Origin of the sequence: Allotamlana fucoidanivorans, from assembly GCF_045788535.1 — a bacterium.
GTDB classification, from domain to species: domain Bacteria; phylum Bacteroidota; class Bacteroidia; order Flavobacteriales; family Flavobacteriaceae; genus Allotamlana; species Allotamlana fucoidanivorans.
In genome coordinates, this window is the sequence record NZ_CP074074.1 from 855,214 (window position 1) to 867,973 (window position 12,760).

At 33.3% G+C, this 12,760-nt stretch carries 11 protein-coding genes and 1 tRNA gene; 4 read left to right on the forward strand and 8 right to left on the reverse strand.

The genetic code is table 11. The annotated features are described in order from the left end of the window. Positions 1-59 precede the first annotated feature (59 nt). The 5 genes from KFZ70_RS04050 to KFZ70_RS04070 form a co-directional block, all read right to left on the reverse strand. Positions 60-383 carry a DUF4286 family protein gene (locus tag KFZ70_RS04050; RefSeq protein ID WP_139696886.1) on the reverse strand — a complete coding sequence of 108 codons (324 nt, stop codon included), beginning with the start codon at positions 381-383 and terminating at the stop codon, positions 60-62. 10 nt (positions 384-393) lie between these two features. Beyond that, positions 394-2,172 carry a tetratricopeptide repeat protein gene (locus KFZ70_RS04055; RefSeq protein WP_139696884.1) on the reverse strand — a complete coding sequence of 593 codons (1,779 nt, stop codon included), beginning with the start codon at positions 2,170-2,172 and terminating at the stop codon, positions 394-396. A 35-nt stretch (positions 2,173-2,207) separates the two neighbouring features. Continuing rightward, positions 2,208-2,636 (reverse strand): hypothetical protein, encoded by a 429-nt coding sequence (locus tag KFZ70_RS04060; RefSeq protein WP_139696882.1) that lies wholly within the window; start codon positions 2,634-2,636, stop codon positions 2,208-2,210. A 553-nt stretch (positions 2,637-3,189) separates the two neighbouring features. Then, entirely contained in the window at positions 3,190-4,461 is a 1,272-nt protein-coding gene (gene serS, locus KFZ70_RS04065) for a serine--tRNA ligase (protein WP_139696880.1), read from the reverse strand. 73 nt (positions 4,462-4,534) lie between these two features. After that, complete coding sequence (locus tag KFZ70_RS04070; protein WP_139696878.1) at positions 4,535-5,473, reverse strand: bifunctional riboflavin kinase/FAD synthetase; 939 nt, start codon at positions 5,471-5,473, stop codon at positions 4,535-4,537. An 84-nt stretch (positions 5,474-5,557) separates the two neighbouring features. Between KFZ70_RS04070 and KFZ70_RS04075 the strand changes: the two genes are divergently transcribed. Beyond that, positions 5,558-8,251: a reprolysin-like metallopeptidase gene (locus KFZ70_RS04075; protein WP_139696876.1), complete on the forward strand. Its 2,694-nt coding sequence runs from the start codon at positions 5,558-5,560 to the stop codon at positions 8,249-8,251. Positions 8,252-8,260: 9 nt separating this feature from the next. Here the strand turns inward: KFZ70_RS04075 and pth are convergent, their stop codons facing one another. The 3 genes from pth to KFZ70_RS04090 form a co-directional block, all read right to left on the reverse strand. Next, on the reverse strand, positions 8,261-8,827 hold the full coding sequence (pth, locus tag KFZ70_RS04080; RefSeq protein WP_139696874.1) for an aminoacyl-tRNA hydrolase: 567 nt from the start codon (positions 8,825-8,827) through the stop codon (positions 8,261-8,263). 136 nt (positions 8,828-8,963) lie between these two features. Beyond that, positions 8,964-9,584: a 50S ribosomal protein L25/general stress protein Ctc gene (locus tag KFZ70_RS04085; protein ID WP_139696872.1), complete on the reverse strand. Its 621-nt coding sequence runs from the start codon at positions 9,582-9,584 to the stop codon at positions 8,964-8,966. A gap of 39 nt (positions 9,585-9,623) precedes the next feature. Further along, positions 9,624-10,565: a ribose-phosphate pyrophosphokinase gene (locus KFZ70_RS04090; RefSeq protein WP_139696870.1), complete on the reverse strand. Its 942-nt coding sequence runs from the start codon at positions 10,563-10,565 to the stop codon at positions 9,624-9,626. A 144-nt stretch (positions 10,566-10,709) separates the two neighbouring features. Between KFZ70_RS04090 and KFZ70_RS04095 the strand changes: the two genes are divergently transcribed. The 3 genes from KFZ70_RS04095 (at position 10,710) to KFZ70_RS04105 (ending at position 12,655) form a co-directional block, all read left to right on the forward strand. Further along, a tRNA-Leu gene (locus KFZ70_RS04095) sits at positions 10,710-10,791 on the forward strand. A gap of 638 nt (positions 10,792-11,429) precedes the next feature. Next, positions 11,430-11,918: a hypothetical protein gene (locus KFZ70_RS04100; protein ID WP_139698921.1), complete on the forward strand. Its 489-nt coding sequence runs from the start codon at positions 11,430-11,432 to the stop codon at positions 11,916-11,918. Between the two features lie 209 nt (positions 11,919-12,127). Then, positions 12,128-12,655: a hypothetical protein gene (locus KFZ70_RS04105; protein ID WP_139698920.1), complete on the forward strand. Its 528-nt coding sequence runs from the start codon at positions 12,128-12,130 to the stop codon at positions 12,653-12,655. Positions 12,656-12,760: the final 105 nt, after the last annotated feature.

The window sequence follows — 12,760 nt, forward strand, 5'->3', positions numbered from 1 at the left end:
AAGCATTATTTAGGACACAAAAATAAGTTTTTAAAATTTGACAGGAATTTTAAGCGGTATTACTTAAAATTCACCGTGTATTCATCAATAATTTGAAGCTCTGTTCTAAAGGCAAGCATCTTATCGGCAAACTTTTTTAATCCTTCGTTTCTAAGGCGTTCTGCATCTTCTTTATAATAGGCATCTAATGCTTCACGGGAATATGATTTATACTGAATAGAGTAAGTTACGCCTCCCATTTCTTCTTCTACCAAAACTCGTGTAAGAGTGGCTTTATTAAACTTGCCTGTTCCCAAAACCTGCGGAATATGCTCTTTAATCCAAACCAACCATTCATCATGAATTGATTCATCAACATTTACGGTAACATTATATATATACATAGCTTTCTTTTTAATTTAGGGCATCTCCGCGTAATGTTCTGAATCGTTTTCTCGCTTCAACAAAATAAATACTATCGGCGTGATTAAAAATTATCTTTTCATACATCGCTTTGGCCTTTTCTGGTTCATTTAAGTACTTATCATAAATTGTTGCTAAATGAAAATACGCATCATCTGCTAAAATACCATCTCTGTAATTGGTAATGATACGTTCATAATTAGCCAGAGCCTTTTCAAATACAAACTTTTCTTCATACAATTGCGCCTGTTTGTATAAGGCTTGAGCTATAATGGGTTCTGTTTTATGGTCTTCTAAAATTTTATCTAGAAGCTGTATAGAAGCCTCCTTTTTATTTTGAAAGGCAAGCAAATCGGCCTTTGCATAAAGTTTAAGTGCCGTTTGAAGCGAATCTTCATATTTATTATCTGTAATTAACAATTTCAAATCAAGCGCGTCATTGGCAATAAGTTGAGACGTTGATGCTTTTAAAATTTTAAGCTGAGATTCTGCCCATTTAAAATCGCCTTTATAATAACTTGTTTTAGCTACCCTAAATCGAGCTTCTTGAGATATGGTACTATTTTTTAAATGGCGTTGAATTTGAGTATAATAAATAAGAGCTTTACTAAATTGTTCGTTCAAAACCAAAATATCGCCTAATTCAAGTTTAACCTGTGCTTGCTCCATTTTATTGAGTGGTAGCTTTAGGGTCTTTTCTAAATAGGAAATGGCATCTTTGGTGTTATTCATATAAAACGCTAAAAAATGGGCATATGAAATTTTAAGTTTCAAGGCTTTACTTTGCTCACCATAGCTATTAAACAAATCTAAATATTTTGCCTTTATAGTGTTATATTGGTCTTTTGAACTCTCTTTAATTTCAAGCTGAATAGCCTCATAATGCGCTTGTAGTTGGGTGTCTATGTCTGGCGCTATTTCAATCACATAAGTATAAATGGTTTTAGCCAAATCTGTTTGATTGTCATTACCGGCTGAAATGGCCAAATCAACAATTCTATTTAACCCTACTTGCTCTCTATTAAAGATAGCTTTCTCTTGGGTGAATGCTTTTTTGAAATCCTTTTGCTGAACAAATAGCCAGCTTAACATTTCATTCCAAAGCGTATTAGGTGCTTGCTGTAACTTTTTTAATAAAATTTTTCTGAACAAGGTATTATTTTCACTATACGCATCATCAGTAATAAAATCGGACAAGGCTCGCTTTATATTACCTAACTGCTCAGGATTAGACTCAATAAAATTAATATAGCCTATAAACATCTTTTCAATATTACCCTGCTCCCCATAAATCTGTGCCAGTTGTAAATTAAAATTAAATTCAGGATTTATTGTCATGGCCTTTTCATACGCTAAAGAAGCTTCTTCTAACAACGAATGATTTTGAAAAGTACGTGCCACGCCATAGACATTATTTACGTGGTCATCAATACTGGCAAGCGCTTTTTCATAATAGGCTTTTGCCGTATTCAAATCATTTTTTAACTGAAAGTTATACCCTATTTCAACAAAAAAAGCTGGATAGTTAATACGTTCCATCAACTTTAATAAAAAGGCTTCCACCTCATCATACTGTTCTAGTTGCTGATGTGTACTTATAATTTGATTAATATAGTTGATGTTGGACGGCGATTTTGCATAAAGTGCCTTATACTCCAATAAAGCCTTTTCATAGTCACCATTTTTAAAATACTCTTTAGCAAGAATATCTTCTTGAGTAACCCCAGCTATTGAAAAAAGTAGTACTCCAATGAAAAAAACAAATCTCATACGGTAAATATAGCGTATTTGAGTATGGTTTGTTTTTAATATTCATATAAAATGCTCTTATCGGAGTTTATTACATTCAGTTGTACTTTACCTCCACCATCTTGTAAGTTTGAAATGTCAAAAGTCAATTCTTTTGTAATATATGCTTCACATAACTCTTCATTCTTTAATGATAATCTGAGATTTCTTTGAGGCGGATAGGATTTTAAAGTAGCACCAGAATCAATTAGTTCTACTTCCCAAGTATTTCCGTTACAACCACCTGCACTAAAATTAATCGTCATACAGTTACCGTTAATCTCTAAACTATTTATGGTTAGTTCATCTGAAGGTGCATTTTCATATTGAGTAGCACTTATTATGGTTTTAAAATCACAGTTCGTTGAATCTTCATTGTCATCATCATCATTTGAACAGCTTAAAAATGTTATTCCAATTAAAAATAAAGTCAATACTCTTTTCATGTCAATGTATATTTATATTATACTCTTAGATAGCATAATTACCATTTGGTTGCGTTAAAGGCACTACAATAGGTTTACTTCGTTAATTTTACTAATATTATAATAAAAAATGCCCGAAAAATTCGGGCATCAACCAACCAAAAAATTATTCTTCTATTAACTACCGTTAATTAAAAACTCGATTGGGGACAGTCTTTAATTTAATGAAAAATCACAATTATTTATTTCAAAAACATCTTTTTGTGCATCAAGAGATATTATGAAAACAGAATTCCTATTTACTCACTATTGTAGTTGAATTATCGTCAGATTTAACCAGTTCGAAATCTGAGGACAACACTTTTGTAGCGAAAAAAATCAGAGCAATTAACAGTACTAAACGCTTAATATTCTTCATGGTCAGCAGGTTTAATAGATTTGGTGCTGCTAACTTGAAAAATATCTTTAAAAAATGCAAGTAAAACGACCTAAAAATGTCATGTATCAACCAAAACACGCATTTAATCGATGTTTTTGATAAAAAAGATTATTGATTTGTAAGATTTTTACTAGTTTAATCAATTATACTAAAACCAGTGTACGGTTGTAGCACTTCAGGAATAACAATACCTTTCTCGGTTTGGTAATTTTCTAATATGCCAGCTAAAACTCTAGGTAGTGCTAATGAACTTCCATTTAAAGTGTGAGCCAGCTCATTTTTACCTTCACTGTTTTTAAATCTTAGTTTTAGGCGGTTGGCTTGAAATGTTTCAAAATTTGAAACAGATGATATCTCTAACCAACGGTCTTGTGCTGTTGAGAACACTTCAAAATCATAAGTTAATGCAGAGGTGAACCCTAAATCGCCACCACATAATCTCAATATTCGGTATGGTAACTTTAACTCTTCAAGAATGGTTTTCACATGATCTACCATCCCATCTAGTGCTTCATAAGATTTTGAAGGGTGTTCTACACGTAAAATTTCAACCTTATCAAATTGGTGTAATCTGTTTAAACCTCTCACATGAGCGCCATAGCTTCCTGCCTCTCTTCTAAAACATGGCGTGTAACCTGTTATACCTATTGGTAATTCTGCTTCACTTAAAACCACATCTCTAAAAATATTGGTACCTGGCACTTCTGCTGTTGGAATAAGATATAGATTATCTCCTGTTACATGATACATTTGTCCTTCTTTATCAGGTAACTGCCCCGTGCCAAAACCAGAGGCTTCATTGACTAAGTGTGGCAACTGAAATTCGGTGTAGCCGGCAGCCGTATTTTTATCAAGAAAATAGGCTATTAAAGCCCGTTGTAATCGTGCGCCTTTGCCTTTATATACAGGAAAACCTGCTCCCGTGATTTTATTCCCTAATTCAAAATCAATAATATCATATTTCTTAGCTAATTCCCAATGCGGCAAAGCCTCGTCATGGAGTTTAGGAATCTCGCCCGCACTAAACACCTCTTCATTATCTTCATCTGTATTACCAGCTGGAACTATGGCATTGGGCACGTTGGGAATTTTATAAAGTAGTTCATTTAAAGCATCTGCTTTAGCATTTAATGACTCAGCCAGTACTTTTGATGACTCTTTTAATTCACTCGTTTTTTGCTTAAGGGCATTGGCTTTTTCAGCTTGCCCAGATTTGTATAAATTTCCAATTTCTTTTGATAAAGTGTTTGATTCGGCCAAGGTATTATCGAGTTCTGCTTGTAAGCTTCGTCTTGCTTCATCAAACGCAATAACATCATCAATCATTTGACGTGCATCAATATTTCGCTTTGCTAAGCGCTCAATTACTAAATCTTTGTTCTCTCTAATAAAAGCAACTTGTAACATGTCTTGAAAATTTAAGCGACAAATTTAAGGAATTAACAAGATAATCGCTCTTGTTTTTATTGTAAAATAACCGTTAAGACGGCTTATGGCTTGAGATGAATTTTAAAGCAGTCTCTTTATCTTTAGCGAGTTGTTTTTTTAAAGCCTCAACCGATTCAAATTTTTGCTCATCTCTTAAGCGTTCTAATAAATGTATTTGAATAATTTCTCCGTAGATAGATGAATTAAAGTCAAAAAAATGCACTTCAATAGTTTGCTCGCTCCCATTCACTGTTGGGTTCATACCAATATTCATCATGCCATATACCGTTAGGTCATTTATTTTGGCATACACAACATAAGCGCCTTGCTTCGGAATAATTTTATAATCTTCCTCTATAACAATATTAGCCGTTGGAAAATTTAATTGCTTGCCCAAACCTCTACCTTGACTTACCTCACCCGTTAGCATAAAATCATAGCCCAAATATTTATTCGCTTTTTGAATATCGCCATCATTTATAGCAGCTCTTATTTTGGTTGAACTTACAGCGACCTCATTGATATCTTGCGCTGAAATTTCTTCCACTTCAAAACCATAAGTTTCTCCAAAAACTTTTAAATCATTGATATCAGCATTTCTATTTCTTCCAAAACGGTGGTCATAGCCAATAATTACTTTTTTGGCATTTATTTTATCTACCAAAATATCTTTCACAAAATCTTCAGCAGATAGTCTTGAAAAGGCTTTGGTAAACTTTTTAATAAGCAAAAAATCTAAGCCTAAAGCATCTAAAATATCATGACGTTCTTTAATGGTATTTATTAACTTGATATTAGAATCCTTTTGCAAGACCATTCTTGGGTGTGGAAAAAACGTAAGTATTACGGATTTTAAACCTTCTACTTTTCCTGTATTTATAAGCCGTTTTATTATTTTTTGATGTCCAATATGCACCCCATCAAACGTACCAATGGTTACCACAGTAGCCTCTGAAGCCTTATAATGCTCTAAGTTTTTTACCTTTCTCATGCAAAGTGTACAATTAAATAAAACCAGGTTAAATAATTAGAATTGCTATATTTGATATTAAAATTAGCCTCGAAAAACGTATTTATGAAAGCAAAACTACATTATGTTTTAACAACTGCAATACTTTTAAGTTTATTTTCAGGTTTTGCTCAAGATAATTACTTTACAAAAATAGCAACAACCAAGACACTTTTAAAATCGAAGCCCCATAAAACTGCCAGCAACAAAGGTCTCGTTTATCAATTTAATTTACAAACCCTTACTCAAGCATTGACGCAATCTAATAAGACCAGTAAAACTACGGAAACATCTGATTTAATATTAAGTTTCCCTAATGCTCATGGGACTTTTGAGCGTTTCCGTATTGAAGAGACCTCTGTTATGCATCCAGATTTACAAGCTAAATACCCCCATATAAAATCATACACAGGTTATGGTATAGACAATCCGTTGGCTTATCTGCGCTTTAGTATATCGCCATATAATGGTTTATCTGGAGTTGTTTTAGGCACCAGTAACACCACGGTTATTGAAGCTGCTGCCAATAACTTAAATCAAATTGTTGTGATACACAAGGCAAACTTAGCACAAGGCAACTTTCTTTGTGAACGCATTAATACCTTTTTCAAAACACAACTTAAGGAAGACGAGTTAAAAGACGCTGATGACAGCATAAAACGTACTTATAAAATAGCGCTTTCTGTTACTGGTGAATATGGACAATTTAATGGAGGTTCCTTAGCCTCTGTTAACGCTGCTATTAACGCTACCTTAACCAATATTAACGCGGTTTTTGAAAATGAGTTTAATGTTTCTCTGCAATTAGTGGCTAATAATGATAAGGTGATTTACTTAAACCCGAGTACCGATCCTTATACCAATTTAGGAAATTATAACACCCAACTAGCCACAACCTTAGATACAGAAATTTTAGAAGCTAATTATGATGTAGGTCATTTGCTTGGTGGTATTGATGATGGTGCTGGCAATGGCACAGGAGATGCAGGGTGCATAGGGTGTGTATGTAATAACGGAGGGTCTTACGCTGATAAAAACCATAAAGGCTCTGGGTTTTCCACAAGTCCTTCGCCTGCTGGTATTAATTTTGATTTAGATTTTGTAGCCCATGAAATTGGGCATCAATTTGGTGCTACCCATACTTGGACGCATGATGGTAGTGAAGGCACAAATACGCAAATGGAACCTGGTGGCGGATCAACCATTATGGCTTATGCGGGTATCACAGGCTCTACCAATGTACAACGACATAGTGACCCTTATTTTCATGCCGCTTCTTTACAACAAATTACAACTTTTATTAAGACCACCACATGCCCTTCTACTGAAAACACAGGTAACTCTACACCTACTGTTAATGCTGGTTCTAATTTAACTTTACCTGTTGGAACCGCTTTTAAATTAGTAGGAAACGCTTCAGATGCAGACGGTGATCAGCTCACGTACTGTTGGGAACAGTTTAATGAAGATGATGCAGTTACAACATACCCCAATCCTAATAGCTCAAATTCAAATTCGGTATTATTTAGGTCTTATCCGCCAACAGAAAGCAATATTAGGTATTTTCCTAATTTGGAAGATTTAACCTTTGGTATTAATGCTACCCAATGGGAAAAAGTGCCAAATGTAGATAGAACCGCAGATTTCAGACTTACTGTTAGAGATAATAGACCAGGTGGCGCTAATAATGCGCATGACGACATGCGTGTGACCTTTAGTTCTGCATATGGCCCGTTTAGTATAACCTCACAGAACACACCCAATATTCTTTGGGAAAGTGGCACTAATGAAACCATCACATGGAACGTAAACAATACAAATAACTTATCTGGAGCCTCAAATGTTAACATACTATTATCTACAAACGGTGGTATGACTTATGAACATACTTTGGCATCAAACACCCCCAATGATGGAAGTCATATTATCACGGTACCTCATTTACCTGCTCCGTATTGCAGAATTTTAATTGAGCCAACCAACAATAACTTCTTTGCTATTAATACCACAGATTTTGCTATAAATTATATTGTAAGTAAAACGTGTACCCAATATAGTTCAGCTCCTAATTTAGGCATCAATATTACAGATAATGGAAAAGATTTTACTCAATCGCATACCATTAATATAGGTGACGCAAAAGCAATTACAGATATAAATATAGGCTTAGACATTACGCATTCTTATATTGGAGATTTAGGCATAAGAGTGCAAGGCCCTGACAACACCATAGTACTTTTGAAATCACCGAGCGACTGTGGTAATGAAGAAAATTTGATTAGCATTTTTGACGATCAGGCTCCTTTACTTAATTGCCTGAGTGCTTCACTAAATACATCAGCCAAATCGTTCAATGATTTGCTAGCCAAGTTTAATAACAAAAACTCTTCAGGAAACTGGACTATACAACTAGGTGATTTCGAAGCTGGAGACGAAGGCACTCTTAACTCCTGGTTTGTTGAAATATGTGAAACCACTGAAACACTATTAGATATTGGAGAACCTGGAGACCCTAACAAATTAGTTCTTTACCCTAATCCGAATACAGGTGAATTTACTATTCAGCTATACAACCCTACAAAAAACAATGTGGATATAAAACTATACGATCTTAGAAATAGATTGGTATATCAAGAAACGTATAATGGTAGTACAAATTTTGAAGAAAATGTGACATTGCAAAATATATTTTCAGGCATGTACATTCTCAAAATATCAAATGGTGTAAAAGAATTCACCAAAAGAGTTATAATTAAATAAAGAAGGCTATTACTTACCATTGAATGCATTCATGGTATTATTTACACCTGCTAAAACAAATGACTTAATTAATTCAATCGAGGTTCCTAATCGTTCTTTTAAGGTTTCCGATTCTTCTTCGGTCCATTCTCCTAAAACATAATCCACTTGCCTGCCTTTGCTAAAAGCATCACTAATACCAAACCTAAAACGGTTATACTTTGTGGTATTCAATTTATCCTGAATATCTTTAAGTCCGTTATGTCCGCCATCACTTCCTTTAGTTTTTAATCGTATACTGCCAAAGGGCAAATTTAAATCGTCTGTAATAACTAAAAGATTTTCTAATGGTATCTTTTCTTTGGCTAACCAATACTGAACGGATTTTCCGCTTAAATTCATATAAGTATTAGGTTTTAAGAAAATAAATGTTCTTCCTTTTAAAGTATAGGTTGTAACATCACCCAACTTTTGGGTTTCAAATGACAACCCTTCTTGAGATGCAAAATAGTCTAACACTTTAAACCCGATATTATGGCGCGTATTTTCATATTTAGCCCCCATATTTCCTAAACCTACAATTAAAAACTTTTTCATAACTTTTATTCCTTGTTCATGACAGTTTGAAGCAAAAAACCTCATAAAAAATGACCCCATTTACATTTGTTTTTGTAAAAATAAAAAAGCATCCCAAAATATTTTAGGATGCTTCATATTTTACTTAAGAATGTATCTATTCTTGTGCTTCAGCCACAGGTGCTTCTGCTCCTTCTTCTAATTCTTCTTCATCATCATCAGTTGCCACAGCATTTCTAGATGTTCTCACTTGACATACTACGGTATTATCTGAATGCAAGAAGGTGTAGTTTTCATTTGGTAAATCACCTACATAAACTTTTCCTCCAATTTTAAGAGGTGTAATGTCTATTTCTATAAAATCTGGTAAGTTAACAGGAAGTGCCTTAATACGTAATTTTCTGTGATTTTTTCTTAACACACCACCATTTTTAACCCCTCTAGAGTTACCAACTAAGTTTACAGGAATATTTAATGCAATTTCTTTATCTTCAAATAACTGATAGAAATCTACATGTAAAATATTATCTGTTACCGGGTGAAATTGAATGTCTTGTAATACAGCATTAAATGTTTCACCACTTTCTAAGTTAATTACAACTGTATGCGCATTAGGCGTGTATACAAGTTTAGAGAAAGCTAATTCTGGTGCAGAGAAATGCACTGGCTTATCTCCTCCGTATAATACGCAAGGAACCTGACCAGCATTACGTAAGGCTTTTGTTGCTTTTTTGCCCACGCTTTCTCTTTGAGATCCGTTGATTGTAATTGATTTCATTTATATATATATTAAATTAATATTCTTTATTCAAGTGATTTACATCACAAATTTTGAACTGATAGACTTGTTGTTGTGTACTTTTTCCATTACCTCTGCAAACAAATCAGCACAACTTAATACTCTAATTTTATCACTTAATGGCTTTACAGGAATAGAGTCTGTAACTATAAGTTCTTCTAATCTTGAGTTATTTAAATTATCATACGCTTTACCTGATAAAATGGGGTGTGTACAAATAGCTCTTACACTAAGCGCACCACGCTCCATCATTAAATCGGCGGCCTTAGTTAAAGTACCCGCAGTATCAACCATATCATCAACAAGCACTACATTTTTACCAGTAACATCACCAATCAATTCCATATGCGAAATAACATTGGCTTTAGCACGTTGCTTATAACAAATTACGACATCACTTTGTAAGGCCTTTGAATAAGCGTAAGCTCTTTTTGACCCTCCCATATCTGGTGAGGCAATTGTTAAATTAGGCAAATTTAACCGTTTTAAATATGGTAAGAAAATAGTTGATGCAAACAAATGATCTACTGGTTTTTCAAAAAAGCCTTGAATTTGATCCGCATGTAAATCCATGGTGATAATTCGCGTAGCCCCAGCAGCTTCAATCATTTTAGCCACTAATTTAGCAGCAATAGGCACACGTGGCTTATCTTTTCTATCTTGTCTTGCCCACCCAAAATACGGTAAAACAGCTGTAATGTGTCTTGCTGAAGCTCGTTTAGCAGCATCAATCATTAATAACATTTCCATTAAATTTTCAGGTCCTGGATTGGTAGACCCAATAATGAAAATGCGAGTACCGCGAATAGATTCTTCATAGGATGGTTGAAATTCTCCATCACTGTATGTAGAAGTAATAACATTACCTAATTCGGCCCCAAAGGCTTTAGCGATTTTTTCACCAAGAACTTTACTTTGGGTACAAGCAAAAATTTTAGCTTCGGTAATAACAATTGGCATAGTTAACGTATTGTTTTTTAGTGCGAAACACCAGCTTATTTTAAACGAGGTGCAAATTTATGGATTTATTTTAACCTAAAAAGTATATTGCCTAGTATTTTTGTGAATAATTTAGAAAAAATATATATTTTTGCTGTCCGAAATGCTCAAGTGGCGGAATTGGTAGACGCGCTGGATTCAAAATCCAGTTTCTTCGGAAGTGTGGGTTCGATTCCCACCTTGAGTACTTGATAAAACCGTAATTCGTTAAAAAACAGCGTTTTACGGTTTTTTATTTCATTTTTTTGCCGAATTTTTGCCGAAAACATGTCGATATTCTTAATTAATTTTCGAAACAAACAAACCGTAACAATTTAATGCTACGGTTTGTTTAACTACTCCCTTGATGACCAATAAGCGTCATTTTCAGGATTTAATTGATTTGCATGATTGTCAAGCTCTTCTTGACTGTAATCTTAATCTGAATTTAAACTCATAATTTTTATATTAAAATAATTAATAAATTCATCTCAAACGAAATGATGAAATAAAACTAATGGAAAAACAAGTGTGAAAAAGGCAATATTTAGCGAAATTTATCTGAGACGAATAATTGGTTAAAAAATGACATTATTACATCCAGAAAACGAAAACGACATAGGTGTTGAAGCAATACATTTTACACATGTATCTTCAACTAATTTAATGGATATTAAAAATCCTTTTGATACATTGTAAGAAAGTTATTATATTGTAACCAGAATTTATAAAACCAAAATGATAAGTATAATAATTAAGTTAAAAAATCATCGTTATCCCTCCCTCTTTGGTATATTATATAGTTCTAAACCATTCATATAAACAAGTTGGCAAACATTATGAGAAATGACTGAAAAAAGACCAATTTATAGTACTTTTTCGTGGATACGCTTTGTAAAGGACATAATTTTTGTATTAATAATCCTCTATTTCGTAATAAATATATTTATTGGACTAAATAAAGAAATAAGTATTAATGCCATTGCAATAGGAATTTTTTTATTAGCCTTCATAATAATGATTGACTCAAAAGAATTGGAGGTATATAACAATATTTTAAGGATTAAAAGCAATCACCTTTTTGGATTATTCTCACGTAAAACTGACATCAAATTATCCAATATTAAAGACATAACTTGTGCTGGAAAACATTCTCAGAAAACTGATTTAACACAGGACATTTTGCGCTTAGTTGCACCTGTCTATGACTTTAAAAACACGCTGACAATTAAAACTTTTGACAATAAGACTTTTGTGTATGACGTATATATTTACAAGGAAAAACTTGACAAAGTAATCAGCATAATAAAAAAAACGTTTGCCAACACCGTGTAAAAATAATTGCTTGATTCTAGCCTACTCGGAAAATCCTACGGATTTTCCTCTGGTTCGTTTCATTTTTAGTAAGTTAGTTGCTTGCACACGCAACTATCCTTACACCAACACGTTGGCAATAATGTTAACCTAATTCTATAAAATTCAGATAATCCTTAATTTAAAATAAAATGCGAAATATTACCTCCGCTTTAATGTTGTTAATAACTATGTCATTATATTCTCAAAACAATAAAGATCATAAATTGTTTTTAAAAGATAGTACAGTTTTAATAGCAAAGCAGGTTAATACTACTTCAAATAGAAAATGTGCAATAGTGACCACAAAAGATGGTGAAAGACTAAAAATACCATATAACAAAATATACAGGCATCTATATTATTTAAGAAATACTGTTTTTTCCCCTAGAAACGTTAAACGTTTGACTGAATTTGTTTTGATATCAGAGGATAAAGGCGATATGATGAATGTCCATGTCGAAGGTAGATGCAATTTATACACGGGCTATATACCACAACTTAGAAATAGTGGAGCGTATGGGTTTTATGTTAAAAGAAATGGAGAAAATATTGCAACATGTATTGCGAGTACAAACTGGATGGAATCTAGAAATTTTAAAGAAATTGCAACTGATTATTTCAAGGATTGCCCCGAGATGGTAGAACAAATCCAAATTAGACTTGATAAAAATAATATAGAGGAATTAATCGAATTTTACAATAACCAATGTCAATAATCATCTGAATTCTTATTTAGAAATTAAAATAAAAACAAATTATTAAATTAATTGACCCAGTAAAATATATTAAAACACTATTGCCAACAATGGTAGCCGTTGCAC

Bases quoted from the DNA above. Each gene is read 5' to 3' on its own strand.
- KFZ70_RS04050 (WP_139696886.1), bottom strand. From the start codon at position 383: ATGTATATATATAATGTTACCGTAAATGTTGATGAATCAATTCATGAT.
- KFZ70_RS04055 (WP_139696884.1), bottom strand. From the start codon at position 2,172: ATGAGATTTGTTTTTTTCATTGGAGTACTACTTTTTTCAATAGCTGGG.
- KFZ70_RS04060 (WP_139696882.1), bottom strand. From the start codon at position 2,636: ATGAAAAGAGTATTGACTTTATTTTTAATTGGAATAACATTTTTAAGC.
- serS (WP_139696880.1), bottom strand. From the start codon at position 4,461: ATGTTACAAGTTGCTTTTATTAGAGAGAACAAAGATTTAGTAATTGAG.
- KFZ70_RS04070 (WP_139696878.1), bottom strand. From the start codon at position 5,473: ATGAGAAAGGTAAAAAACTTAGAGCATTATAAGGCTTCAGAGGCTACT.
- KFZ70_RS04075 (WP_139696876.1), top strand. From the start codon at position 5,558: ATGAAAGCAAAACTACATTATGTTTTAACAACTGCAATACTTTTAAGT.
- pth (WP_139696874.1), bottom strand. From the start codon at position 8,827: ATGAAAAAGTTTTTAATTGTAGGTTTAGGAAATATGGGGGCTAAATAT.
- KFZ70_RS04085 (WP_139696872.1), bottom strand. From the start codon at position 9,584: ATGAAATCAATTACAATCAACGGATCTCAAAGAGAAAGCGTGGGCAAA.
- KFZ70_RS04090 (WP_139696870.1), bottom strand. From the start codon at position 10,565: ATGCCAATTGTTATTACCGAAGCTAAAATTTTTGCTTGTACCCAAAGT.
- KFZ70_RS04100 (WP_139698921.1), top strand. From the start codon at position 11,430: ATGACTGAAAAAAGACCAATTTATAGTACTTTTTCGTGGATACGCTTT.
- KFZ70_RS04105 (WP_139698920.1), top strand. From the start codon at position 12,128: ATGTCATTATATTCTCAAAACAATAAAGATCATAAATTGTTTTTAAAA.